The organism is Rhizobium rhododendri (genome assembly GCF_007000325.2).
GTDB classification, from domain to species: Bacteria; Pseudomonadota; Alphaproteobacteria; order Rhizobiales; family Rhizobiaceae; genus Rhizobium; species Rhizobium rhododendri.
Genome location: NZ_CP117267.1, coordinates 1,435,619 through 1,459,660, shown reverse-complemented (window position 1 = coordinate 1,459,660; position 24,042 = coordinate 1,435,619). Strand labels below are relative to the sequence as shown.

Below are 24,042 nucleotides of genomic sequence, written 5' to 3'. Positions count from 1 at the left end.
GCGGTGGCCTGTTGCATTGCTGTCATGATCATAGGGACAAAAATGCCCCGGGCAAAGCGATAAATTGCAAGGCTAGCTAATTGATATAGCTGGCAAGCTTGATGCCTGCATTGACGAAGTACATCGGGTCAACGGGACGTCCGTCCTCGCGGACTTCGTAGTGGAGATGGGTTCCGGTCGACCGTCCCGTGCTGCCGGCAAGGCCGAGTTGCTCGCCGGCCTTGACCGTATCGCCGGCCTGGACGGTGATGGCTGCCATATGACCGTAGCGTGTCGAGATGCCATCGCCGTGGTCTATTTCCACCATGTTGCCATAGCCGCCGGCCCAGCCTGCCGAAACGACCTTGCCCGGCGCCGTTGCCTTGATGGCCTCGCCGGGATCGAAATGGAAATCCACGCCGGGATGCAGCGCCAGCTTGCCGAAGAAGGGGTCCTTGCGGTTGCCGAACGGGCTGGTGATCAGCTTGCCCTGTGCGGGGTTGCGGAAGGGCAGCTGTTCGACCGTTCCGCGCGCTGCTTCAAGCCGCGTCAGCGCCGTATCGAGATTTGCCAGCGACTGGTCGAACGGGTCGACATTCTCCGGCGGCAGGAAAGGGCCCCCGACGCCTCCATCGTCATCGATCGCGGCGGGGGACGCCGGAACTGTGACGCCCACCGTCTTGATGATCGACTGGATGTTATCGGCTGTGTCGTCGGCGCCATCGGTCAGCCGCTTGATGCGCTTCAGCTGGTCCTGCTCGATCTTCTTCAGCGACAGGGTGACCTTGGAGAACACCCGGTCGGCATGGTCGGCGACGGTTTCCTTGGCGGGCAGGTAGGCGAGCGTCGAGTTGTCGGGGGTGACTTCCGCAGGGCTACCGGCGTTGGCCAGTTCGAGGGCCTTTTGTCGGGCGGTCAATTCGGCATGATCTGCACCGGGGGCCGGTGGCTGCTTGTCGATGACGCCCGAGCTTTCGGCCCGGTCCAGCAATGCATCGAGCTTGCCGTGACGCGACGAGAGCGACATCTGCTGCTGCATCAGCTTGTCGACCTTCTGCTCGACTACCTGCTGGTCGAGCAACTGGCGCGAGGTGACGCGGTCGACCTGCGCCCTCAATGCGGCAATTCGGTCTTCGTAATCATATTGCATGCGCGCCTGGCGGGCCATGGTGGCGCCGATCAGATCGTCACGCAGGACGAGATAGGAGGTTGCCAGCAGATAGCCGATGACGAGGATTGCAGCGCATCCGATGGCGGATGCCATCATCCAGGGGCGCAGCGTCATGTGCCGGACCTTGTCGCCGCTGGCGAGGATGATGACATGCTGCTGCCGGGCGCCGCCAAAAATCCTGTTCTGCTGTCCGTTTCCCACGGCGATTCTCCCACCGCAGCGTTTCTGCGCTGCAGGCAGGATTAGGCACGAGCATGGTTAACAAAGCCTTTCCGCAGGCTTGCCTGCGGCAAAATCGTTTGCAAAATCAACTGCGGTTGGTGGAGGTCAGCGAGCGGTAGAAGGACGGCGTCAAGCCGGCCTCGGCACGTGCAATATCATTGAAGGGCGCCTTCAGAGGACCCCTGAAATTGCTGCGGACGAGCGCCTGGAACGTTGCGACCGGATCGCGTTTCTCGCGGGCGCAGAGAAATCTGAACCACTTGGCGCCAACCGCGACGTGGCCCTTTTCATCCTCGTAGATGACATCGAGGACGGCGGCGCTTTCGAAGTCTCCGGTTTCGCGCATCTTGGTCTGCAGCGCCGGCGTCACGTCGAGGCCGCGTGCCTCAAGAATGAGCGGTACGACGGCCAGGCGCGCCGTCAGGTCGGTCCGGGTGGCGTGGGCTGCCTGCCACAGGCCGTCATGGGCGGGCAGGTCGCCGTAGTCGGCGCCAAGCTGCTGCAATCTCTGACGCACCAGCCGGAAATGCTTCGCCTCCTCGAACGCAACCTGCATCCAGCCATCGAAAAACGAGTTCGGGACCTTTTCGGTCGCAAAGCGGGCGACGATGTCGAGCGCGAGGTCAACGGCATTCAATTCGATATGAGCGATGGCGTGGAGAAGCGCAATGCGGCCCTTTACACTGTGAAGGGACCGCTTTTCCATATTCTTCGGCGGGATCAGTTCCGGCTTTGCCGGGCGTCCCGGGCGATCCGGCAGGACAGGGTCGAGCGGCGAGCGCAGCGACAGGACGCGGGCGAACCAGCGTCTGGCGGTCTCCTGCGCAAGCTCGGCTTTGCGCTCGACATCGCACGCACCGATGGCCGCGATCGCCCCGCCGCGAAGCGAGACGATGGCGGCGGCTTGCACATCGGAGACTGTCACGGCGTCCGCGTCGCGCTCAGAGCGCACGGACGGCCTCCAGGACCTCCTCGGCGTGACCGGGCACCTTGACCTTCTCCCAGATCCTGACGATTCGGCCATCTGCACCAATCAGCACGGTGGTGCGCTCGACGCCCATGTATTTCTTGCCGTACATGCTCTTTTCCTTCCAGACGCCATAGGCTTCCAGCGTGGATTTTTCCTCGTCGGCAGCGAGGATGACGCCAAGGGAATGTTTCTTTACGAACTTGTCGTGGCTCTTGACGGAATCCGGCGACATGCCAATTACCACTGCACCGGCTTTCTCGAATTCCGATGCGAGACCAGTGAAGGCCACTGATTCGGTGGTGCATCCCGACGTGTCGTCCTTAGGGTAGAAGAACAGTACGACAGGCTTGCCCTGAAACGCTGCAAGGGAGACGTTTCCGCCCCCGTCACGTGGAAGATCGAAAGCGGGCGCATTTGCGCCGACACTGAGTTCTGTCATGGGAAAACCTTTCTTTTGCCGGGATTTTGATGACTATACCGACTATGCCGATATAGTGAAATGTGCTTGGCGCCGCTCTTGCGGACCGTCAACTGTAAAAACGCATGACAGAAGGACGCGGTGGATTGATCCGGGGCGAAAAGTTGAAATTCCGCAAGAAGGATCTGGTTCCGCTCGATCAAATGCCGTCCTCGCAGGTCGACGATCCGATTATCGTCAATAGCCCGCGCCGCCGCCGTCGCCGCCTTGGACATGTCTGGCATGCGACCCGCATAACCGGCGTTTTCGCCATCTTTATCGTGCTGATCGCCGGTGTCGTCATCGCCAGCATCGAGAGCGGGATCTTCGACGAACCGCTCTCGGTCAAGGCCCAGGCTGCCCTCGATAACGCCATCGGACCGCGCTACAAGGCCGAGGTCGGCTCGACGGTGCTGCGGTTCACCTCCGACATGCAACTCGCGCTCGAGGCGAGCGACGTCAATGTCGTCGACCAGGAAACCGGGAAGCACCTCTCGACCATGGGCGCCGTGCGCATGGTTCTCGATCCGTTTGCGCTCGTTCAGGGCCGAATCGCAATCGCAACAGTCCGGGCCAAGGGTATAGCTCTCGACACCGCGCTGCTGCCGCAGAGCGAGCCTATCGATGTCGCCAATCTCCGGGTAGACAGCATCCCGACCGCGCTGGAATCGGCATTCTCCAATCTCGATTTCCTGCAGCATTTCGTTGAACGCGGCGGTACGGATGCCGTCGAGATATCCGGCCTTGCCGTAAAGCTCGCAAGACAGGACGGTGGCACGCCGATTTCGCTGGTGATCGACCAGCTGGCGTTTTCACGTCCGACGCCCAACACGCTGCGCTTGAAAGGCCAGCTATCGATCGACGGCTCAGTGGCGTCGCTGGATGTGAATGCCACCCAGGAGGCCGATCGGCCGTCGTCGATGACGGCCGTGATCCGCCACCTCGATCTGGTGCCGCTGTCGATGGCTTACGATTCGAACGGGACGCCGCGGCAGGGGATTACCGGCTTTGCGGACGTCTCGCTGTCGTCTACCCGTGGCGCATCGGGTGTCGATCCCAAGCTGACAGCCGCCATCAAGGTGCTGCCCGGCACGCTCTATATGGACCGCGATGCGCAGGAGATTTCCGGCGCGGATATCAATCTCAGCTACAATTCGGATCGCCAGGCGCTCGAGATCAACAAGTCGCTGGCGACGTTCCAATCGACGGTCGTGCCGTTTTTCGGTTCGGTTATCGACCTCGACCGGGTCGATCCGACCGCTGCCAAGGGTTTTGGCGTCGATTTCCGGATCGCCAACGCGACGGCAGCGACTTCTGAAGCCGGTGAAGCTCCGCTCAGCTTCGATGGCCATGCCAATGGCCGCTACATGACGGCCGACAAGGAGCTGAAACTCGACACCATCGGCATCACCACGCCGATGGGATCGCTGTTTGGTTCCTTGCGGCTGCGCATTGCGCCGGGTTCGCCGGAAATCAGCTTCGGCGCCCAGGCGGAGCAGCTGCAGGCCGCTGCCGTCAAACAGCTGTGGCCTTTCTGGATGTCGCCTAAAGCGCGCACCTGGGTACAGGGCAACCTGTTCGGCGGGGCCATGAGCAACGCCACGATTTCACTGTTCATTCCCGGCGGGCGGCTTGCCCAGGCGGCGGCAACCGGTAATCTGCGGCTGGACGAAAACGAGATCCATCTGGCTTTCGATATCAACGGTTCGCGCCTCAACGTGCCCGGTGAAATTCCGCCTATCCGCGACATGACGGGTCACTTCGACCTCAAGGGTCCGGTTATTTCTGTCGATATCGTCAAGGGTACGTCGTATTTTCCGTCTGGCCGACAGGTCGCAGTCGGTCCGAGCACCTTTTCCATTCCTGCGGTTTACGACAAGCCGCTGACCGCGAAGATGAAGCTGGCGCTTTCCGGCAATGGCGACGCGGTTGGTGAGTTGCTGAGCTTCAAACCCTTGAGCGTATTGCAGCGCACCGAGTTCAAGCCCGAGGATTTCAGCGGCAAGATCGACGCGGATGTCGAGGCGACGCTTGGCCTGATCAACGATCAGGACCCGCCGCCACCAGTCTGGAAGGCCAGCCTGCAGCTCCACAAGGTCGACGTCCTGAAGGCCTTCGACGGTCGCAAGATCACCAATGTCGACGGTACCATCGATGCCGATCCGCAGGAGGTGCATCTCGCCGCAGACGCGCTTATCGACGGCATCCCGGCGCAAATCGATATGGTCGAGCCAACGGAAAAGGGATCGTCCATCAAGCGTGAGCGCGTTGTCGACGTGACGCTTTCCAATCAGCAGCGGGAGACCATCCTCCCGGGGCTCTCCGATTTCGTCGACGGGCCGCTGAAGGTGAAGGTCACGCGGATCGATGAAAACCGGCAGGACATCAAGATCGACCTGACCAAGGCAGCGCTCACCGTGCCCTGGATCGGCTGGTCGAAGGGAAGCGGTATTGCTGCCAATGCCGAGTTCGAGGCATCGGGGCCGGCCGACCAGCCATCGTTGAAGAACTTCACGCTAAAGGGTGATGGCTTCGGGGCTACCGGCTCCATCCAGGTGGGCAAATCCGGATTGTCATCCGCCGACTTCTCGAGCATCAAGCTATCGTCGGTTGACGATTTCGCCTTGTCGATCAAGCGCACAAAGGGCGCGTACGACGTGAGGGTGGATGGCAACGCCGCCGATATCAGGCCGATCCTGGCGCGATTGAAGGCGCCGAGCAAGGGCGACGCCGGCGGTAGCGACAAGACGGATGCGACGATCCGTGCCAAGCTCGACAAGATCATCGGCTTCAACGACGAGACGATCAGGAATGTCAGCCTTGTCTATGCGCTTAACAACGGCAAGGCGACGCAGGCCGACTTCTCCGGCGTCACCCGGACCGGGCAGGCTGTTGTCACGGAGATGACAAAGGGCGGGCAGAGTGGCACGTTCCATGTCACCAGCAGCGACGCCGGCTCGGTGGCACGGTTCGTCGATGTCTACGGCCACCTGAAAGGCGGCTTGCTCAATCTCAACCTTCGCGCCGACGGCGACGACAGCTGGGACGGGTCCATCGATATCAGGCGTTTTTCCATCGTCAACGAGAAGAAGCTGCAATCCATCGTCACGACGCCGGCGGGACGGGACGGCGAAAGCCTGAACTCCGCCGTCAAGCACGATATCGACACCAGCGCGCAGAATTTCCAGCGTGGTTTTGCGCACCTGTCCATCCGCAAGGGTGTGGTGTCCGTCGAGAACGGCGTCGTGCGCGGCGACCAGGTGGGGGCGACGTTCCAAGGAACGATCAAGGATGCCAAGGGCAACACCGACATGACCGGCACGTTCATGCCCGCCTACGGCTTGAACCGGCTGTTTGCCGAGGTGCCGATCGTCGGCTTCCTGCTTGGCAACGGTACCGACCGCGGCCTGATCGGCATCACCTTCAAACTGACGGGCCCATTCGATTCGCCCAACCTGGTGATCAACCCGCTCTCGGTCATCGCCCCCGGCATCTTCCGGCAGATTTTCGAATTCTAGCGGAGACAAAAAGGCCGGCACGATGGCCGGCCTGATCGCGATGATTTTAGTGCCTCAGCCCTGCGGGCGGATCAGCATGTGCTTCTTCTTGCCGAGAGAGAGCTTGATGATGCCATCGGCAGTCACGTTACCGGTGCCGATCGCCTGGCGCTCGTCGGTAACCTGCTGATCATTGATGCGTACAGCGCCACCCTGGACATGCCGGCGTGCTTCGCCGTTGGATGTTGCAAGGCCCGCGCGTACGATCAGCGACAACAGGCCGATGCCAGCCTCCAGATCTGCCGAGGGCACGTCGATCGATGGCAGGTTCTCGGCGATGCCGCCTTCCTCGAAGGTTTTGCGCGCCGTTTCGGCCGCCTGTTCGGCAGCGGCGCGGCCGTGCAGAAGGGCGGTCACCTCGGTTGCAAGGATCTTCTTGACGTCGTTTAGCTCAGCGCCGCCGAGTGTGGCGAGGCGGGAAACCTCGTCCATCGGCAGGGTCGTGTAGAGTTTCAGGAAGCGTGCGACGTCGGCATCCTCGGTGTTGCGCCAGTACTGCCAGAAATCGTAGGCCGACAGCATGTCGGCATTGAGCCAGATCGCACCATTCGCCGACTTGCCCATCTTTGCGCCCGACGATGTCGTCAGCAGCGGCGAGGTCAGGGCGTAGAGCTGCGGTGTCCCCATGCGGTGACCGAGATCGATGCCGTTGACGATATTGCCCCATTGATCGGAGCCGCCCATCTGCAGCCGGCAGTCGTAGCGCTTGGCCAGCTCGACGAAGTCGTAGGCCTGCAGGATCATGTAGTTGAACTCGAGGAACGACAGCGACTGCTCGCGCTCCAGCCGGGTCTTGACGCTGTCGAAGGCGAGCATGCGATTGACCGAGAAATGCCGGCCGACATCGCGCAAGAATTCGAGGTAGTTCAGCGACCGCAGCCATTCGGCATTGTTGATCATCAAGGCATCGTTGTTGCCGTTGCCGTAGTTGAGGTAGTTGGAGAACACTTGCTTGATCGAGGCGATGTTACCTTCGATGGTGTCGACCGTCATCAACTGGCGCGACTCTTCCTTGAAGGAGGGGTCGCCGACCATGCCGGTGCCGCCCCCCATCAGCGAGATTGCGCGATGGCCGGTGGCCTGCAGCCAATGCAGCATCATGATCTGGATCAGCGATCCAGCATGCAGGCTTGGGGCTGTCGGATCGAACCCGATATAGGCCGTGACGGTTTCCTTGGCGAACAGCGTATCCAGGCCGGCCTCATCTGAAACCTGGTGGATGAAGCCGCGCTCTTGAAGAGTGTGCAGGAAATCGGATTTGAATTCGGCCATGATAGGGTCTCTCGAATGCGCCGCCCTAGGCGTGCAAAGGGGCAAAATCGCTGTTGTTGAACCGTCGCGGCGCGTTTAGCACTGTTTTCGCGAAAGTGCACTATTGCGGCGGCAATGTTTTGCGCGGGCTGTTTTGCGAGGGTTCAGGTTTTGCGAGGGTTCATGACGAAGACAAGAACGGCAATCGGGCTGATGAGTGGCACGTCGATGGACGGGATCGATATCGCCTTGCTGCGCACCGACGGACGAGACGTCGTGGAGCGCGGGGCGAGCCTCTATATTCCGTACGACGACGAACTGCGCGGCCGCTGGAAAAAAGCACTGGAGACGGCCAAGGTAATCCAGGATCGGCGCGAACGGCCGGGCGATCTCGGTGCTGCCGAACAGGCGCTGACGCTCTGCCATGCGGCGGCCGTCAAATCCTTCCTGATGCGCAACGGCCTGTCGCCCGCCGACGTCGACGTCATAGGCTTTCACGGCCAGACCGTGCTGCATCGCCCGGACGAGGGGCTGACGGTGCAGATCGGCGACGGGCCGCTGCTGGCTGCGGAGACTGGCATCGATGTCGTCTACGACATGCGTGCCAACGACATGGTAGCGGGCGGACAAGGCGCGCCGCTGATCCCGATCTACCATGCGGCGCTGTCGGCCAACCTGCCGCCGGAACTCGCAGTACCGGTGGTGTTCGTCAACATCGGTGGTATTTCCAACCTCACCTACGTTGCCGAGGATGGCGCGCTTTCCGCCTGCGACAGCGGTCCCGGCAACATGCTGATCGACCAGTGGATCGAGGCCCATACCGGCAAGGCCTACGATCGCAATGGCGAGACCGCCGCCAGGGGCACGGTGTCTCCGCCGCTGGTGCGCCGCTATCTCGACAGCCCGTTCTTTTCCGCCAACATGCGCCGGTCTCTCGACCGCAGCGACTTCCTGCCGCCGGTCAAGGGTGAAGTCTCGCTTGCCGATGGCGCGCGGACCCTGGCGCATGTCACTGCTGCGTCCATCCTGAAGCTCGCGGGCTATCTGCCGCAGCCGCCGAAAACCTATGTCGTCTGCGGTGGCGGTCGGCTGAACCCGGTAATCATGGCCGAGTTTTCCGAACTGGCGGAAGAGCAAGGCGCCCGCGTCGTTGCTGCTGAAGCGGCCGGCTTCGATGGTGGCAGCATGGAGGCGGAAGCCTGGGCCTATCTCGCGGTCCGCTCGCTGGAGGGATTGCCGCTGACCTATCCGGGAACCACGGGTGTCAGCGTCCCGGTGACCGGTGGTATACTGGTACGCCACGGGTAATCGCATGGCGTGCGGCATGACAGTTCTCCACCATTTTCTCAGCGTCTAAGCACATGAAAATGAAACGGGAAATCGGTGTGTCATCGGATTGCCATAGCGCAAGCGGTAGTAAGGTTTTGACGCGGATTGTAGCAATCACACCGCGGCAAGGCGTATATGCGAGGCATAAATATGAAAACCCGGTTCTCTTTATCCACCCTGGCCCTTGGCCTTTTGCTCACCGGCACGGCATCGGCAGACCAGCCCGGTCCGCCCGACACCGCCGTCGGTCGCCTCACGGCACTGGCCATCGTCAACGCGCTGAACGCAGATCTGCTCAGCCATGACAGCGCCACGCTGACGCTCGATCGCTGGTGCGCCACCCACAAGCTTGCGCCAACGCCGAAAGTTGTCGCGCATCTCGAGCCGGGGGCTGAAAAGCCGGCCGATGCAGGGGTCCGCAAACTCCTGGGCGTGACCGATACCGAGCCGGTCAAGTATCGCCGGGTCAAGCTGATGTGCGGCGACCATATCCTGTCCGAAGCCGACAACTGGTACGTTCCATCGCGTCTGACGGAGAGCATGAATCACGTTCTGGAAACGACTGATACAGCGTTCGGACGCGCGGTGCAGGATCTGCATTTTCAAAGGCACACGGTTTCAGCCGAACTGCTCTGGCAACCGCTGCCAGCCGATTGGGACATGGGAGGTGTGCTCCCGCCTTCGACCAGCGGCGACCTCTCCATACCTGAGTTTGTCCTCCAGCACCGCGCGTTTCTGACCCGTGGGGATGGCGTTCCGTTCAGTGTCGTGGTGGAGACCTACACGCGCGAAGTGCTTTCATTCCCGTGGCCGACGATCGGTCGCTAGGTTCCGGGAGCTCAATCGGTCGCCATCGACAAACGAACAAAGCCGCCGAATTGCTTCGGCGGCTCTGAAAATTCCGGCTGTCTAAGTTCAGCGGATGCGCTTGGCGGCCGGTTCCGGCACCAGTTCACCGTTGAGGCGCCGATCGAGGTAGTCCTCGCATTCGCCCATCAGCGTATCGACCTGGCCACTGAAGAAGTGGTTGGCGCCCGGCACGACCTTGTGGGTGATTAGGATGCCCTTCTGCGACTTCAGCTTGTCGACCAGCACGTTGACATCCTTCTCCGGGGCTACCTTGTCGGCATCGCCGTTTATGATCAGGCCGGACGACGGGCAGGGGGCGAGGAAGGAGAAATCATAGGTGTTCGGCTGCGGCGCAATCGACATGAAGCCTTCGATTTCCGGGCGGCGCATCAGAAGCTGCATACCGATCCACGAACCGAAGGAATAGCCGGCGATCCAGCAGCTTTTCGAATCGGGGTGCAGGCTCTGTACCCAGTCGAGCGCCGAGGCTGCATCCGACAGTTCGCCGCCGCCGTGGTCGAATTCGCCCTGGCTGCGGCCAATGCTGCGGAAATTGAAGCGCAAGGTGGTGAAACCGCGCTTCTGGAACATGTAGAACAGCTGGTAGACGATCTGGTTGTTCATCGTTCCGCCAAACTGCGGATGCGGATGAAGGACGAGAGCGATCGGTGCGCTTTTTTCCTTGGATGGCTGATAGCGGCCCTCAAGGCGGCCAGCGGGGCCGTTGAAAATGACTTCGGGCATCGATACTCCGTACCTGATTTTCGGCGTTGACAAGATGCATTAGGCAGCAAGTTGACTTGACGAACGCGCTCATCTTTTCTAGAACGCAGTTTAGAACAATTCGAAACTCTGCATGATCTTCCACGCGTTGTGGAGGTGTCATAAGGCAAGCCCGCCGGCAATTACAAGAAAAATGAGCCGGCGCCGGTAATCCGCATCGCTGAGGCAGGAAAAGCAGGTCATGGCGGCATCACGCCTCTATCTTGACTGGAATGCCACCGCCCCGCTCCATCCGGCGGCGCGGGAGGCGATGCTGCGTGGACTCGATCTTTTCGGCAACCCCAACTCTGTTCATGGCGAAGGCCGCGCCACGCGCGCTGCCATCGAGGCCGCCAGACGCGACGTGGCTGTCCTGACAGGTGCTGACCCGGCGCATGTGATTTTCACCAGCGGCGCCACCGAGGCAGCCAACATGGTGCTGACGCCCGAGTTTCGCATGGGCCGCACGCCGCTCGCCGTTGGCCACCTCTACGTCTCGGCTATCGAGCATCCGGCATTGCGCGAAGGCGGGCGGTTTGCAAAGGACCGCGTCAGCGAAATTCCGGTGACGTTCGATGGCGTTGTCGATCTCGTCGCGCTGGAGACCATGCTCTCCGGCCATGACAAGGCACAAGGCCTGCCGATGGTCGCAATCATGCTCGCCAATAACGAGACGGGCATCCTTCAGCCGGTCCGGGCGGCAGCAGAGATTGTGCGCCGCCATGGCGGCATCTTCGTCGTCGATGCTGTCCAGGGTGTCGGTCGGGTGAAGACCGACATCAACGAGATCGGCGCGGATTTTATGATCGTCTCTTCGCACAAGATCGGCGGTCCCAAGGGCGCCGGGGCGCTCGTGTCGCGCGGGGAGATCATGATGCCAAAGCCGCTGATCCATGGCGGTGGCCAGGAGAAGGGTCACAGGTCGGGGACGGAAAATTCGCTGGCGGTGATCGGCTTCGGTGCGGCCGCTGCTGCGGCCACCGCTGAGTTCCAGTCGCGAAATGCGGCCGTTCTGGCATTGCGCGACCGACTGGAGGGAGGCATGCGCGATGCGGCTGATGACGTGATCATTCACGGCGAGGGCCAGCCGCGTGTGCCGAACACGACATTCTTCACGCTGCCCGGGCTGAAGGCTGAAACCGGGCAGATTGCCTTCGATCTCGAGGGCGTTGCGCTCTCGGCGGGCTCTGCCTGCTCGGCGGGCAAGCTGGGCGAGAGCCACGTGCTGGTGGCGATGGGTCGCGATCCACGTCTCGGCGCATTGCGTATATCGCTTGGTTTCGACACGAAAAATGACGACATCGACCGGGTGCTCGCAGCGTTTGCGAAAATTGCCGGGAGGCGAAGGCTTTCCGGGGTTGCGGCTTGACCGCATTTTGAATTTTGCGGAAACGCAAGTTTACGCTTGCCAATCGGGGTGAAAAAATCCCATTGGCCACCTACATAGTGGCAAATGCAAATTTGCTAAACCGTTGACAAGCTGCCGGACCTTGTATCCGGCGAGATTGGAGAACGACATGGCTGCCGTCCAGGAAACGATCGATCAGGTGCGCCTGATTGATGTGGACCAATACAAGTATGGTTTCGAGACCATCATCGAAATGGACAAGGCACCCAAGGGCCTTTCCGAAGAGATTATCCATTTCATTTCTGCCAAGAAGCAGGAACCGGAATGGATGCTCGAATGGCGTCTCGATGCCTATCGTCGCTGGTTGACGATGGAGGAGCCGACATGGGCCCGCGTCGACTATCCGAAGATCGATTTCAATGACATCTACTATTACGCCGCGCCGAAGAGCACGCCGGGACCGAAGTCTATCGACGACGTCGATCCTGAGCTGCTGAAGGTCTACGAGAAGCTTGGTATCCCTTTGCGCGAGCAGGAAATCCTTGCCGGTGTCCAGACTTCGCGGATCGCCGTCGATGCTGTGTTCGACAGCGTCTCGGTGGTGACGACGTTCAAGGAAGAGCTAAAGAAGGCCGGCGTGATCTTCATGTCGATCTCGGAGGCCATTCGCGAGCATCCGGATCTCATCAAGCAGTATCTCGGCACAGTTGTGCCGACCACCGACAACTATTATGCGACGCTCAACGCGGCGGTATTCACAGACGGCTCGTTCGTGTTCATTCCGAAGGGCGTTCGCTGCCCGATGGAGCTGTCGACCTATTTCCGCATCAACGAGAAGGGCACCGGCCAGTTCGAGCGGACGCTGATCATTGCCGAAGAGGGGGCCTATGTGTCCTACCTCGAAGGCTGCACCGCACCGCAGCGCGACGAAAACCAGCTGCATGCGGCTGTCGTCGAGCTGGTGGCGCTGGACGATGCGCAGATCAAATATTCGACCGTGCAGAACTGGTATCCGGGCGACAAGGACGGCAAGGGCGGCATCTACAACTTCGTCACCAAGCGCGGCGATTGCCGCGGCGCACGCTCCAAGATCTCCTGGACGCAGGTCGAGACAGGTTCCGCCATCACCTGGAAGTATCCGTCATGCATCCTGCGCGGCGATGACAGCCGTGGCGAGTTCTATTCGATTGCGGTCTCCAACGGTCACCAGCAGATCGACAGCGGCACCAAGATGATCCATCTCGGCAAGAACACGTCGAGCCGCATCGTCTCCAAGGGCATTGCTGCCGGCGTCTCGCAGAACACCTACCGTGGCCAGGTTTCGGCCCATCGCAAGGCGACCAACGCCCGAAACTTCACCCAGTGCGACTCGCTTCTGATCGGCGACCGCTGCGGCGCGCACACCGTGCCCTATATCGAGGCGAAGAATTCCTCGGCGCAGTTCGAGCATGAAGCGACGACCTCGAAGATCTCCGAGGACCAGCTGTTCTACTGCCTGCAGCGCGGTATCCCGACCGAAGAGGCCATCGCCCTGATCGTCAACGGCTTCGTCAAGGAAGTCCTGCAGGAACTGCCGATGGAATTTGCGATCGAAGCGCAGAAGCTGATCTCGATTTCGCTTGAGGGCAGTGTGGGTTGATATGAAAGCGACGCGGCCGGGAAACCCAGGGCAGTCGTTCACCGACCACCGCTCTGCAGCCAAGGCCCCACCCCGCAAGTATCGTTACCTTGCGGATCGGATGGGACGGTTCTCGGTCGTCGTCGACGCATTGCTCGGAGCGGATATTTGGCTTTTTTTGGCCAGCTTTTTCTTCCGGCTGATTGTTCTGCTGCTTAAGGTCCTGGCACCCTGAGCGTGCGTAAATTCTGACTGCAGCGCTACAAAGCGCGCAACGCAAACTTTGAAGATGGATTACAGACATGCTTGAAATCAGAAACCTCCACGCCCGCATCGCCGAAGACGGCACCGAGATCATTCGTGGCCTCAACCTGACGGTGAAGGCCGGCGAAGTCGCTGCCATCATGGGTCCGAACGGCTCCGGCAAGTCGACGCTGTCCTACATCCTCTCCGGTCGCAGCGACTATGAAGTCACCGAGGGCGAGATCCTTTATAACGGGGAAAGTATCCTGGAACTCGACGCTGCCGAACGTGCGTCGAAGGGTATCTTCCTTGCCTTCCAGTATCCGGTCGAGATCCCGGGCGTGGCCACCATGCAGTTCCTCAAGGTGGCGATGAACGAACAGCGCAAGGCGCGCGGCGAGGAAGAACTCAAGACGCCGGATTTCATGCGCCTTGTCAAGGAATCTGCAGCCAAGCTTCAAATTGATACCGCGATGCTGAAGCGTCCGCTCAATGTCGGCTTTTCCGGCGGCGAGAAGAAGCGCGCCGAGATCCTTCAGATGGCGCTGCTGCAGCCCAAACTCTGCATCCTCGACGAGACGGATTCGGGCCTCGACATCGACGCCCTGAAGATCGTTGCCGATGGCGTCAACGCGCTGCGGTCGCCGGATCGCGCCACTATCGTCATCACCCACTACCAGCGCTTGCTGGATTACATCGTACCTGACACGGTCCATGTTCTCTACAAGGGCCAGATCATCAAGACCGGCGACAAGACGCTGGCCCACGATCTCGAAGCCAATGGCTACGCCGATATCATTGGCGCTGCAGCCTGATAGGGCGGAAAGGACGACGTCCATGAACATGCAGACGACGACCCGCCTGACGGCAGCCGAATTGGCGCTGATCGAGGCCTACAACACGCAACTCGGCGAACTGCCGGGCAATGGCGACGTTTTCGCGCTGCGCGACCGGTTGCTGGACGAGCTGAAGACTGCCGGCCTGCCGACGCGCCGCGTCGAGGCGTGGCATTACACCGATCTGAAAAACCTCTTGCGCTCGGTACCGGAGGCAGCGACGTCCGGCCGCGTCGAGGAGCTAGAACCGCTTGTGCCTGGTTCGGCGGTGCTGACTGTCTCCCAAGGTCTGAGCGGCACCCTCTCGGCGCCTGCCGGCGTGACCGTGCAGTCCTATGCCGATAGTCTGATCGACGGCAGTGCGACCGCTGGTCTCGATGCGCTCGATAGGGACGATGCCATCGGCCGTATCAACGGCAGTTTTGTGCGCGACGGCTATGTCGTTGACATTGCGGCGGATACGAAACTCGAGTCGCCGCTTGAAATCCAGTTTATCCATGCCGGTGGACAGATGCACAGCCGCCTGCCGGTGACATTCGGTGCCCGCTCCAGTGTCACATTGATCGAACGTCACCGTGCGGTGACCGCAGATGCTGCGCTTGTCTCGGCCGTCAGCGAAGTCCGCATCGGCGAAGGCGCCGAGGTTACCTGGGTCATCCTGCAGGAGCAGGGCACGGAAGATACCCATCTTGGCCAAATCCGCATTGATCTCGGCAAGGACGCAAAGCTCACGCTGTTCGTCGTCAATGCCGGCGGCAAGCTTGTGCGCCAGGAGCTGCACATCGCTGTCACAGGCGAGGGTGCGGACCTGCAGCTGCGCGGCGTCAACCTCCTCGGCGGAGAGACCCATACGGACGTCACCATGACGCTCGGCCATAACGTGCCGAATACGACGTCTAAGGAAATCATCCGCAACGTTGTTTTCGACAGGGCTCGCGGCGTCTTCCAGGGCATGATCCGTGTTGCTCTTGATGCCCAGAAGACCGATGCCAAGATGTCGTGCAACACGCTTTTGCTGTCGGACGATGGTGATTTCTCGGCAAAACCGGAGCTGGAGATCTTTGCCGACGACGTTCAGTGCGGCCACGGCGCGACCGTCATCGATATCAACGACACCCATCTCTACTACCTGATGGCCCGCGGTATTCCCGCCAGCAAGGCACGGGCGATGCTCGTCAGCGCCTTCGTCATCGAGGTGGTCGAGGAACTTGAAAACGAAGCCCTGGTCGGGGCGCTGAAGGGCATCATCTCGACCTGGCTCGAAAAGCACGCCTGATTGGATCCTATGATGGACAAGATCACCACTGCCACCACTTATGACGTCGAGGCCATCAGACGGGATTTTCCGATCCTGTCGAAAGAGGTCTACGGCAAGCCGCTCGTCTATCTCGACAACGGTGCCTCGGCGCAAAAACCGCAGGTGGTGATCGATGCCATTTCGAATGCCTATTCCAACGAATATGCCAACGTCCATCGCGGGCTCCACTACCTCTCGAATGCCGCTACGGAGGCCTACGAGGCGTCGCGTGAAAAAGTGCGACGGTTTCTGAATGCCCCCGGTATCGACGATATCGTCTTCACCAAAAATGCCACCGAGGCGATCAACACTGTCGCCTATGGCTGGGGAATGCCGCATATCGGTGAAGGCGACGAGATCGTGCTGACGATCCTGGAGCATCACTCGAACATCGTGCCGTGGCACTTCATCCGCGAGCGGCAGGGCGCCAAGCTGGTCTGGGTGCCGGTAGACGACGAGGGTGCGTTTCATATCGAGGATTTCGAGAAAAGCCTGACCGAGCGCACCAAGTTTGTCGCCGTCACCCATATGTCGAACGCACTCGGTACTGTCCTGCCGGTCAAGGAAATCTGCCGGATTGCACACGCGCGCGGCATCCCTGTGATTGTCGACGGCAGCCAGGGTGCGGTGCATCTGCCGGTCGACGTGCAGGATATGGATTGTGACTGGTACGTGGTGACCGGTCACAAGCTCTACGGCCCCTCCGGTATCGGCGTGCTTTACGGCAAGCAGTCGCGCCTGCGCGAGATGCGGCCTTTCCAGGGTGGCGGCGAGATGATCGTCGACGTCGGCGAGGAGGCGGTGACCTATAACGACCCGCCCCACCGTTTCGAGGCAGGCACCCCGCCGATCGTCCAGGCAATCGGGCTCGGCTACGCGCTTGATTACATGGACAGCATCGGACGCGAAGCCATTGCCCGCCATGAGGCCGATCTGACCGCCTATGCATCCGAACGCCTGCGCGCCATCAATTCGCTGCGCATCTTCGGCAACGCGCCCGGCAAGGGAGCTATCTTCTCGTTCGAACTGGCCGGCATCCATGCTCACGACGTATCGATGGTGATCGACCGACAGGGCGTCGCCGTCAGGGCAGGGACCCATTGTGCCCAGCCGCTCTTGAAACGTTTTGGCGTCACCTCCACATGCCGTGCATCGTTCGGCATGTACAATACCCGCGCAGAAGTCGACGCACTTGCCGATGCGCTCGATCATGCACGAAAATTCTTTGCCTAGAGCATTTCTGCCGTTCATCTATACACAGAAGTGCTCTATCTCTCTGTTTTTACGCATTTCCGGATGTAAAGCCGCTACGTACATTTGCCGGAACTGCTCTAAGGAGTGCCCGAGATGAACCTGGATAACAGCGAACAGACGACCGACGTGCGCGAAGGCATCGTCCACTCCAGCATTCCGGCCGACGAGCTGGCGCGCCTGAGCGATGATGTTATTGCGGCCCTGAAGACGGTTTACGATCCGGAAATCCCGGCTGATATCTTCGAACTCGGCCTGATCTACAAGATCGACATCGAGGACGACCGGATGGTGAAGATCATGATGACTCTAACCGCTCCCGGCTGCCCGGTTGCCGGCGAAATGCCCGGCTGGGTCGAGAACGCCGTGGGTGCGGTGGAAGGCATTTCCGGCGTCGAGGTCGGTATGACCTTCGACCCGCCATGGACGCCGGCCCGGATGTCGGAAGAAGCGCAGGTTTCCGTCGGCTGGTACTGATCAGGCAGCGCCCTGGTTAGACCGAGAGACAGGAGCCAGGCCGAGGCCAAGTGCCTTCATAACCTTTATAATGGTCGCAAATTCCGGATTGCCTTTGCCGCTCAACGATTTGTAGAGGGCAGCACGGCTCATTCCAACATCTCGGGCGATCGCGCTCATGTTTCGGGTTTTGGCAATCACCCCAAGACTTTTGGCGATAAATGCCGGGTCCTCGGTTTCGAATGCCGCAGCGAGAAATTCATCGATTGCACTCTCGCTGTCGAGAACCTCGGAAGCGTCGAAAAGTCTGGTGTCTGAGGTCATTGGTTCCGCTCCTTCCATTCGGCACAAAGGCGCTTTGCTTCGATGATGTCTCTTCGCTGCGTGCTCTTGTCGCCGCCGACGAGAAGAACGACAAACACCGAGCGCCGTCTGAGGAAATAGATCCTGTAGCCCGGCCCGTAGTCGATACGCATTTCCTCGACGCCATCTCCGACAGGTTTGACGTCACGCAGGTTACCGTCTTCCGCGCGCAAAATGCGCGATGCAATGCGAGCGGCGGCGCTACGATCCTTCAGTCGCATAATCCACTGCTGGAAGATTTCGGTGCGCTGGATAACGAACACAGGAAATGTACTCCATAGAGTGCATATTGTACAGTTACAGAGTTCAGGGCTGGGCGCAACGAATTACTGGCCGCCTCGTGTGCGGCTGCCGATTGTATCGAGATTGCTATTGAAGCCTTAAGCCGCTCGGCTTAAATTGATGCGACGAAGCACCGGGCCTTGAACCCGGTTGCCACAGGAGACTAGGCCGATGGGCTTTGCAGTTATGACCATGACCGAAAGCGCGGCAGATCGCGTCAAGGCGATCGTCGGGAATTCCGGGCCGGATGCCAAGGGCGTTCGCGTCGGCATCAAGAAGGGTGGCTGCGCCGGGATGGAATACACCATCGACATGGTGACCGAAGCCAATCCCAAGGACGATCTGATCGAGCGCGACGGGGCCAAGGTCTGGATCGAGCCGTCCGCTGTACTTTACCTGCTCGGAACCGAGATGGGTTTCGAAACGACGACGCTGCGCTCCGGCTTCACCTTTACCAATCCCAACCAGACCTCCGCCTGCGGCTGTGGCGAATCGGTCGAACTCAAGCCTGCGGATCTCGCAGCGCTCGCCTCCCAGCGCGAGGCGTCTGTTGCAGCCATTTGATCTCTTATCGCCGCCGTTGGACAAAGGCCGCCGTCTCGGGCGGCCTTTGCTTTTCGTGCTCCGTTCGCTGCTGCCGGCAGGACCGGTGATGTAGCATGTGGCTGATACTGTTTCTGAAGGGCGCGCTGCTCGGGATCATCATCACCGCGCCACCGGGGCCGATTGGTACCTTGTGCATCAACCGCACGCTGGAACGCGGTTTCTGGGCCGGCGCTGCACTGGGTCTCGGGACGGCGCTCGGCGATGCGAGCTACGCCCTGGTTGCCGTTGGCGGGCTGGCTATATTTGCTGACGTGCTCGCGAAGATCGCTTTGCCGCTGGCATTCTGTGGCGGGCTGCTGCTGATCTGGCTCGGCTACAAGAGCCTCGGCCGCGACCCCATCGCGGCTGCGGATATCGGCGCCGCCGATCTTTTTCGAACGACCGTCGCGACATTCTTCCTGACCATTTCCAATCCGGCGACGATCATTTCCTTCGGCGCACTTTTTGCAGCCTTCGGTCTTGCTCATGAGAGCAGTGCTGCGAGTGCAGCGTTTATCGTCGGGGGAGCGTTTACGGGCTCGGTCGCCTGGTGGCTGTTCCTCAGCGGCGCGGTTCGTCTGGCGCGCGACCGGCTGTCGGACCAGTTTGCCGACAAGGTCGGGCGGGTCTCGGCCTACCTGCTGATCGGCTTCGGTGCTCTGGCGCTTTGCGTTGCGACCTACAAGTTCTTCGCATGAAAAATGGCCCCGGTTCGATCCGGAGCCATTCTGTCTTTACTCTGCCGCTTCGACGTAGTCCTCGACGGGCGGGCATGTGCAGATGAGGTTGCGGTCGCCGTAGACGTTATCGACGCGGTTGACCGGTGACCAGTATTTGTCCACGCGGAAGGCGCCAGGCGGATAGCAGGCCTGGTCGCGGGAGTAGGGGCGATTCCATTCGCCGACGAGGTCTTCGACCGTGTGCGGCGCATTTTTCAACGGGTTGTTCGTCCTGTCCATCCGGCCGTCCTCGATTGCGCGGGCCTCGTCGCGGACGGCGAGCATGGCTGCACAGAAGCGGTCGAGTTCAGCCTTAGTTTCCGATTCGGTCGGCTCGATCATCAGGGTGCCAGCCACCGGCCAGCTCATTGTCGGCGCATGGAAACCGCAGTCGATCAGGCGCTTGGCGACATCGTCGACGGTAACACCGGCGCTGTCGACCAAGGGACGCGTGTCGATGATGCACTCATGCGCCACGCGACCGGCCTTCGATGTGTAGAGCACCGGATAGGCGTCCTTCAGCCGGGCCGCGATGTAGTTGGCGTTGAGGATTGCCACCTTGGTTGCCTGCGTCAGTCCTTCGCCGCCCATCATCAGGCAGTAGCTCCAGGAGATCGGCAAGATCGAGGCAGACCCGAAGGCTGCTGCCGAGACGGCGCCGGGGCGACCGTCCGTCTGCGGGTGGCCGGGCAGGTAGGCTGCCAGATGCGCCTTGACGCCGATCGGGCCCATGCCGGGACCGCCACCGCCATGCGGGATGCAGAAGGTCTTGTGCAGGTTCAGGTGACTGACGTCGGAACCGATATCGCCGGGTCGGGACAGGCCGACCATGGCGTTCATGTTGGCGCCGTCGAGATAGACCTGGCCACCGTGCTTGTGGACGAGTTCGCAGATCTCCTTCACCGTCTCCTCGAACACGCCGTGGGTCGAGGGATAGGTGATCATGCAGCAGGAGAGATTTGCCGCATGCTGCTCTGCCTTGGTGCGGAAATCGTCCATGTCGATATCGCCGTCGTCACCGACCTTGACGATCACCACCTTCATGCCGGCCATCTGTGCCGAGGCCGGATTGGTGCCGTGGGCAGAGGTGGGGATCAGGCAGACGTCGCGGTGATCGTCGCCGTTGGCACGGTGGTAGTTGCGGATAGTCAGGAGACCGGCATATTCCCCTTGAGCCCCGGAATTCGGCTGCATCGAGAAGGCGTCGTAGCCGGTGACGGCGCAGAGCTTTTCGGTGAGGTCATCGAGCATGGCGCGATAGCCGAGCGCCTGGTCGTCGGGCACGAAGGGGTGGATATCGGCAAATTCCGGCCAGCTGATCGGCAGCATCTCGGCCGTGGCGTTCAGCTTCATCGTGCAGGAGCCGAGCGGGATCATCGAACGGTCGAGCGCCAGGTCCCGGTCCGACAGCCGCCGGATATAGCGGGTCATTTCGCTTTCTGCGCGGTTCATGTGGAAGATCGGATGCGTGAGGTAGGGGCTGGTGCGCAAAAGGTCCTTCGGCAGGCGATATTCCGGAGCGAAGTCCGCGAGCTCGAACGTGCCGCCGAAGGCACGCCAGACGGCTTCCAGCGTTGCCGGGCGGGTCCGCTCGTCGAGGCTCATGCCGATCCGGGTTTCGCCGATCTTCCGCAGGTTGACCCCCTCCGCGACAGCGGCGCGCAGGATCAGCGCCTGCATGTGACCGACATCGACGGTGATGGTGTCGAAGAAGGTCTCTGGCTCGATGGTGTAGCCGAGCTTTTCGAGACCCTTGGCCATCAGCACGGCCTTCTGGTGCACCTGCTGGGCGATTGCCTTGATGCCCTGGGGACCGTGGAAGACCGCGTACATCGAGGCCATGACGGCGAGCAGCACCTGGGCGGTGCAGATGTTGGAAGTCGCCTTTTCGCGGCGGATATGCTGTTCGCGCGTCTGCAGCGACAGGCGGTAGGCGCGGTTGCCGCGGGCGTCGAGCGAGACGCCGACCAGCCGGCCGGGCATCGAGCGCTTGTGGACATCCTTGACCGCCATGTAGGCGGCGTGTGGGCCGCCGTAGCCGACAGGTACGCCGAACCGTTGCGACGAACCAATGGCGATATCTGCACCCATTTCGCCGGGGGACTTCAGCAGCGTCAGGGCCAGGATGTCGGCGGCGACAACGGCAATCGCACCGGTCTGGTGCAATCTGGAGATCAGGCCGGTGAAATCGTGGATGTGGCCATGGGTGCCGGGGTACTGGAAGATGGCGCCGAACACATCGACCGGGTCGAGATCGGTGAAGGGATTGCCGATGATAACCTGCCAGCCCAGCGGCTCGGCGCGGGTCTCGATCAGTGCGATTGTCTGCGGGTGGCAGGCGGCATCGACGAAGAATGCCTTGGCCTTCGATTTCGACACGCGCTCGGCCATCGCCATGGCTTCGGCGGCCGCTGTGGCCTCATCCAGAAGCGAGGCGTTGGCAACGTCGAGGCCGGTCAGATCCGTGATCATGGTCTGGTAGTTCAGCAGCGCCTCCAGGCGGCCCTGGCTGATTTCCGGCTGATAAGGCGTGTAGGCCGTGTACCAGGCGGGGTTCTCCAAAATGGTCCGCTGGATCACAGGCGGAGTGATCGTGCCGTAGTAGCCCTGGCCGATCAGCGAGACGAGCAGCTTGTTCTTGTTGGCGGTCTCGCGCAGCTTGTCGAGCGCCTCGCGTTCGGTCATCGCTGGCCCCCAGGCGAGCGGCGACGTCTGGCGGATCGCTGGCGGCACGGTGGCGTCGATCAGCGCATCGAGGCTCTTGTAGCCGACGACCTTCAGCATCGCCGCCATTTCCTCGGGCGAAGGACCGATGTGACGGCGGTTGGCGAAATCATACGGCTGGTAGTCCGTAAAGGTAAACTCGGTCGGCGTATTCATCAGGCGGTGAGCTCCTTGTATGCGGCTTCGTCCAGCAGCGTGTCGACATCGGAGGCATTGGCGAGCTTCAGCTTGAAGAACCAGCCCTTGCCCATCGGGTCGGAGTTGACCAGCGATGGATCTGCTACGATCGCTTCGTTGACTTCGGTGATTTCACCATCGAGCGGGGAGTAGACGTCGGAGGCGGCCTTGACGCTCTCGACCGTCGCAGCATTGCCTGCCTTCGTCAGAGTGGCGCCGATCTCCGGCAGTTCGACGAAAACGAGGTCACCAAGCTGGTCGACGGCGTAGGTCGTAATGCCGACCGTGGCGATGCCGCCTTCGATGCTCAGCCATTCGTGCTCTTCGGTGAACTTCAACATGGAAATATCCTCTCTGGGGAACCGGTTTTAGCGTTTGTAAGTCGGGGTGATGAAGGGAAGGGCGGTGACGACGAGGGGCAGGAATTTCCCGCGCACCTCGGCGAAAATCGGTGTTCCGGGCGTAGCGAGAGCTGTCGGCACATAGCCCATGGCCACGGGGCCATCGACGCTCGGGCCGAAGCCGCCGGAAGTGACCTCGCCGATCTCCGTCGAGCCTTCGGCATCGCTGTAAAGTTTGGCATGGCCGCGAACCGGTGCCTTGCCCTCCGGCTTCAGTCCCACGCGGCGGCGCGACGCCCCGTGGTCGAGTTCGGCCAGAATACGTTCCGCACCCGGAAAGCCACCGGCACGAGCGCCGCCGTTGCGACGGACTTTCTGGATCGCCCATTCCAGCCCTGCCTCGATGGGCGATGTGGTGGTGTCGATATCATTGCCATAGAGGCAGAGGCCGGCCTCGAGCCGGAGGGAATCGCGGGCGCCGAGGCCGATCGGCTGCACGTCGGGATGATCGAGCAGCCATTTGGCCACCGTTTCGGCCTTGTCTGCCGGAATGGAAATCTCGAAACCGTCCTCGCCGCTGTAGCCGGAACGCGACACCAGGCAGGGTACGTCGTGCAGGCCGACATCGCGGACATCCATGAACTTCATTTCCGAGAGGCCCGGCCAGAGCTCCGACAGCGCTGCCTGCGCACGGGGGCCTTGGAGCGCAACGAGGGCGCGGTCCAGCAGCGTGATCTCGCACCGATCGCCGATATGTTTCTGCAGATGGGCGAGATCGGCGTCCTTGCAGCCGGCGTTGACGATGACGAACAGATGGTCGCCGCGATTGGCAATCATCAGGTCGTCGAGAATTGCGCCGCTGTCATCCGTAAAGAAGCCGTAGCGTTGACGTCCCGCCTTGAGGCCGAGGATGTCGACGGGCACCAAGGTCTCCAGCGCCAGGGCCGCATCCTCGTAAGTGCCTGAACGGGCGCGGATGATGATCTGGCCCATGTGCGACACATCGAAGAGACCGGCGGCTGATCGCGTATGCAGATGCTCCTTGAGGACGCCGGCCGGATATTGCACCGGCATGTCGTATCCGGCGAAAGGCACCATGCGGGCACCCAGTGCAATGTGCAGCTGGTGCAGTGCTGTCTTTTTCAGGGCAACTGTCTCGGTCAAACGACGCCTCCGGCGTTTGCACTTCTCTCGAAGCGCGGGCTCATGGATCCGGCGCAATGGCGCCTTGGTGATGAGCCCCCTCTGTCCGTTC

General features: G+C 61.1%; 21 protein-coding genes. 11 read left to right on the top strand and 10 right to left on the bottom strand.

Annotated elements, in window-relative coordinates:
* Window positions 1-76: 76 nt before the first annotated feature.
* The 3 genes from PR018_RS07240 to PR018_RS07230 all read right to left on the bottom strand — a co-directional run bounded on the left by PR018_RS07240 (window position 77) and on the right by PR018_RS07230 (window position 2,781).
* Window positions 77-1,351: a M23 family metallopeptidase gene (locus PR018_RS07240; protein WP_162854763.1), complete on the bottom strand. Its 1,275-nt coding sequence runs from the start codon at window positions 1,349-1,351 to the stop codon at window positions 77-79.
* A 106-nt stretch (window positions 1,352-1,457) separates the two neighbouring features.
* Window positions 1,458-2,324 (bottom strand): ferritin-like domain-containing protein, encoded by an 867-nt coding sequence (locus PR018_RS07235; RefSeq protein ID WP_374113723.1) that lies wholly within the window; start codon window positions 2,322-2,324, stop codon window positions 1,458-1,460.
* On the bottom strand, window positions 2,314-2,781 hold the full coding sequence (locus tag PR018_RS07230) for a peroxiredoxin (RefSeq protein ID WP_142829150.1): 468 nt from the start codon (window positions 2,779-2,781) through the stop codon (window positions 2,314-2,316). The genes PR018_RS07235 and PR018_RS07230 overlap by 11 nt, the downstream gene beginning before the upstream one ends.
* Before the next feature lie 104 nt (window positions 2,782-2,885).
* On the opposite strand from PR018_RS07230, the gene PR018_RS07225 reads away from it, so the two are divergent.
* Window positions 2,886-6,317 (top strand): AsmA-like C-terminal region-containing protein, encoded by a 3,432-nt coding sequence (locus tag PR018_RS07225; RefSeq protein WP_162854762.1) that lies wholly within the window; start codon window positions 2,886-2,888, stop codon window positions 6,315-6,317.
* A gap of 54 nt (window positions 6,318-6,371) precedes the next feature.
* On the opposite strand, the gene tyrS is transcribed toward PR018_RS07225, so the two are convergent.
* Entirely contained in the window at window positions 6,372-7,628 is a 1,257-nt protein-coding gene (tyrS, locus tag PR018_RS07220; RefSeq protein WP_142822803.1) for a tyrosine--tRNA ligase, read from the bottom strand.
* A 162-nt stretch (window positions 7,629-7,790) separates the two neighbouring features.
* Between tyrS and PR018_RS07215 the strand changes: the two genes are divergently transcribed.
* Together PR018_RS07215 and PR018_RS07210 are read left to right on the top strand one after the other, a co-directional pair.
* Window positions 7,791-8,915 carry an anhydro-N-acetylmuramic acid kinase gene (locus PR018_RS07215; protein ID WP_142822801.1) on the top strand — a complete coding sequence of 375 codons (1,125 nt, stop codon included), beginning with the start codon at window positions 7,791-7,793 and terminating at the stop codon, window positions 8,913-8,915.
* A gap of 171 nt (window positions 8,916-9,086) precedes the next feature.
* Window positions 9,087-9,764, top strand: coding sequence for a hypothetical protein (locus tag PR018_RS07210; protein ID WP_142822800.1), 678 nt, complete (start codon window positions 9,087-9,089; stop codon window positions 9,762-9,764).
* Between the two features lie 87 nt (window positions 9,765-9,851).
* On the opposite strand, the gene PR018_RS07205 is transcribed toward PR018_RS07210, so the two are convergent.
* Complete coding sequence (locus PR018_RS07205; RefSeq protein ID WP_111221903.1) at window positions 9,852-10,529, bottom strand: alpha/beta hydrolase; 678 nt, start codon at window positions 10,527-10,529, stop codon at window positions 9,852-9,854.
* 220 nt (window positions 10,530-10,749) lie between these two features.
* On the opposite strand from PR018_RS07205, the gene PR018_RS07200 reads away from it, so the two are divergent.
* The 6 genes from PR018_RS07200 (at window position 10,750) to PR018_RS07175 (ending at window position 17,617) form a co-directional block, all read left to right on the top strand.
* Window positions 10,750-11,916 carry a cysteine desulfurase family protein gene (locus tag PR018_RS07200; RefSeq protein ID WP_142822798.1) on the top strand — a complete coding sequence of 389 codons (1,167 nt, stop codon included), beginning with the start codon at window positions 10,750-10,752 and terminating at the stop codon, window positions 11,914-11,916.
* A 148-nt stretch (window positions 11,917-12,064) separates the two neighbouring features.
* Entirely contained in the window at window positions 12,065-13,534 is a 1,470-nt protein-coding gene (sufB, locus tag PR018_RS07195; RefSeq protein ID WP_142822796.1) for a Fe-S cluster assembly protein SufB, read from the top strand.
* Window positions 13,535-13,815: 281 nt separating this feature from the next.
* Entirely contained in the window at window positions 13,816-14,571 is a 756-nt protein-coding gene (gene sufC / locus PR018_RS07190; RefSeq protein ID WP_142822795.1) for a Fe-S cluster assembly ATPase SufC, read from the top strand.
* A 22-nt stretch (window positions 14,572-14,593) separates the two neighbouring features.
* Window positions 14,594-15,868: a Fe-S cluster assembly protein SufD gene (sufD, locus tag PR018_RS07185; protein ID WP_142822793.1), complete on the top strand. Its 1,275-nt coding sequence runs from the start codon at window positions 14,594-14,596 to the stop codon at window positions 15,866-15,868.
* A gap of 12 nt (window positions 15,869-15,880) precedes the next feature.
* Window positions 15,881-17,122 (top strand): cysteine desulfurase, encoded by a 1,242-nt coding sequence (locus PR018_RS07180; RefSeq protein WP_142822791.1) that lies wholly within the window; start codon window positions 15,881-15,883, stop codon window positions 17,120-17,122.
* A gap of 114 nt (window positions 17,123-17,236) precedes the next feature.
* Window positions 17,237-17,617 carry an SUF system Fe-S cluster assembly protein gene (locus PR018_RS07175; protein WP_142822788.1) on the top strand — a complete coding sequence of 127 codons (381 nt, stop codon included), beginning with the start codon at window positions 17,237-17,239 and terminating at the stop codon, window positions 17,615-17,617.
* Here PR018_RS07175 and PR018_RS07170 read toward each other — a convergent pair whose 3' ends face one another.
* Entirely contained in the window at window positions 17,618-17,920 is a 303-nt protein-coding gene (locus tag PR018_RS07170) for an addiction module antidote protein (protein WP_142822787.1), read from the bottom strand.
* Window positions 17,917-18,222: a type II toxin-antitoxin system RelE/ParE family toxin gene (locus tag PR018_RS07165; protein ID WP_142822785.1), complete on the bottom strand. Its 306-nt coding sequence runs from the start codon at window positions 18,220-18,222 to the stop codon at window positions 17,917-17,919. The genes PR018_RS07170 and PR018_RS07165 overlap by 4 nt, the downstream gene beginning before the upstream one ends.
* A gap of 190 nt (window positions 18,223-18,412) precedes the next feature.
* On the opposite strand from PR018_RS07165, the gene sufA reads away from it, so the two are divergent.
* Together sufA and PR018_RS07155 are read left to right on the top strand one after the other, a co-directional pair.
* A complete protein-coding gene (gene sufA / locus PR018_RS07160; RefSeq protein WP_142822784.1) occupies window positions 18,413-18,805 on the top strand; it encodes a Fe-S cluster assembly scaffold SufA in 393 nt (130 codons plus the stop codon).
* Between the two features lie 95 nt (window positions 18,806-18,900).
* Window positions 18,901-19,524: a LysE family translocator gene (locus PR018_RS07155; RefSeq protein ID WP_142822782.1), complete on the top strand. Its 624-nt coding sequence runs from the start codon at window positions 18,901-18,903 to the stop codon at window positions 19,522-19,524.
* A 36-nt stretch (window positions 19,525-19,560) separates the two neighbouring features.
* Here the strand turns inward: PR018_RS07155 and gcvP are convergent, their stop codons facing one another.
* Genes gcvP through gcvT form a run of 3 tightly spaced genes read right to left on the bottom strand, consistent with a single transcriptional unit; the run spans window position 19,561 to window position 23,951 of the window.
* Complete coding sequence (gene gcvP, locus PR018_RS07150; RefSeq protein ID WP_142829148.1) at window positions 19,561-22,425, bottom strand: aminomethyl-transferring glycine dehydrogenase; 2,865 nt, start codon at window positions 22,423-22,425, stop codon at window positions 19,561-19,563.
* Window positions 22,425-22,787 (bottom strand): glycine cleavage system protein GcvH, encoded by a 363-nt coding sequence (gene gcvH / locus PR018_RS07145; RefSeq protein ID WP_142822779.1) that lies wholly within the window; start codon window positions 22,785-22,787, stop codon window positions 22,425-22,427. The genes gcvP and gcvH overlap by 1 nt, the downstream gene beginning before the upstream one ends.
* A 27-nt stretch (window positions 22,788-22,814) precedes the next feature.
* Window positions 22,815-23,951 carry a glycine cleavage system aminomethyltransferase GcvT gene (gene gcvT / locus PR018_RS07140; RefSeq protein WP_142822778.1) on the bottom strand — a complete coding sequence of 379 codons (1,137 nt, stop codon included), beginning with the start codon at window positions 23,949-23,951 and terminating at the stop codon, window positions 22,815-22,817.
* Window positions 23,952-24,042: the final 91 nt, after the last annotated feature.

What these genes read in the sequence shown, in the direction of transcription:
- PR018_RS07230 (WP_142829150.1), bottom strand. Translation starts at nt 2,781, where the DNA reads ATGACAGAACTCAGTGTCGGCGCAAATGCGCCCGCTTTCGATCTTCCA.
- PR018_RS07225 (WP_162854762.1), top strand. Translation starts at nt 2,886, where the DNA reads ATGACAGAAGGACGCGGTGGATTGATCCGGGGCGAAAAGTTGAAATTC.
- tyrS (WP_142822803.1), bottom strand. Translation starts at nt 7,628, where the DNA reads ATGGCCGAATTCAAATCCGATTTCCTGCACACTCTTCAAGAGCGCGGC.
- PR018_RS07215 (WP_142822801.1), top strand. Translation starts at nt 7,791, where the DNA reads ATGACGAAGACAAGAACGGCAATCGGGCTGATGAGTGGCACGTCGATG.
- PR018_RS07210 (WP_142822800.1), top strand. Translation starts at nt 9,087, where the DNA reads ATGAAAACCCGGTTCTCTTTATCCACCCTGGCCCTTGGCCTTTTGCTC.
- PR018_RS07205 (WP_111221903.1), bottom strand. Translation starts at nt 10,529, where the DNA reads ATGCCCGAAGTCATTTTCAACGGCCCCGCTGGCCGCCTTGAGGGCCGC.
- PR018_RS07200 (WP_142822798.1), top strand. Translation starts at nt 10,750, where the DNA reads ATGGCGGCATCACGCCTCTATCTTGACTGGAATGCCACCGCCCCGCTC.
- sufB (WP_142822796.1), top strand. Translation starts at nt 12,065, where the DNA reads ATGGCTGCCGTCCAGGAAACGATCGATCAGGTGCGCCTGATTGATGTG.
- sufC (WP_142822795.1), top strand. Translation starts at nt 13,816, where the DNA reads ATGCTTGAAATCAGAAACCTCCACGCCCGCATCGCCGAAGACGGCACC.
- sufD (WP_142822793.1), top strand. Translation starts at nt 14,594, where the DNA reads ATGAACATGCAGACGACGACCCGCCTGACGGCAGCCGAATTGGCGCTG.
- PR018_RS07180 (WP_142822791.1), top strand. Translation starts at nt 15,881, where the DNA reads ATGGACAAGATCACCACTGCCACCACTTATGACGTCGAGGCCATCAGA.
- PR018_RS07175 (WP_142822788.1), top strand. Translation starts at nt 17,237, where the DNA reads ATGAACCTGGATAACAGCGAACAGACGACCGACGTGCGCGAAGGCATC.
- PR018_RS07170 (WP_142822787.1), bottom strand. Translation starts at nt 17,920, where the DNA reads ATGACCTCAGACACCAGACTTTTCGACGCTTCCGAGGTTCTCGACAGC.
- sufA (WP_142822784.1), top strand. Translation starts at nt 18,413, where the DNA reads ATGGGCTTTGCAGTTATGACCATGACCGAAAGCGCGGCAGATCGCGTC.
- PR018_RS07155 (WP_142822782.1), top strand. Translation starts at nt 18,901, where the DNA reads ATGTGGCTGATACTGTTTCTGAAGGGCGCGCTGCTCGGGATCATCATC.
- gcvP (WP_142829148.1), bottom strand. Translation starts at nt 22,425, where the DNA reads ATGAATACGCCGACCGAGTTTACCTTTACGGACTACCAGCCGTATGAT.
- gcvH (WP_142822779.1), bottom strand. Translation starts at nt 22,787, where the DNA reads ATGTTGAAGTTCACCGAAGAGCACGAATGGCTGAGCATCGAAGGCGGC.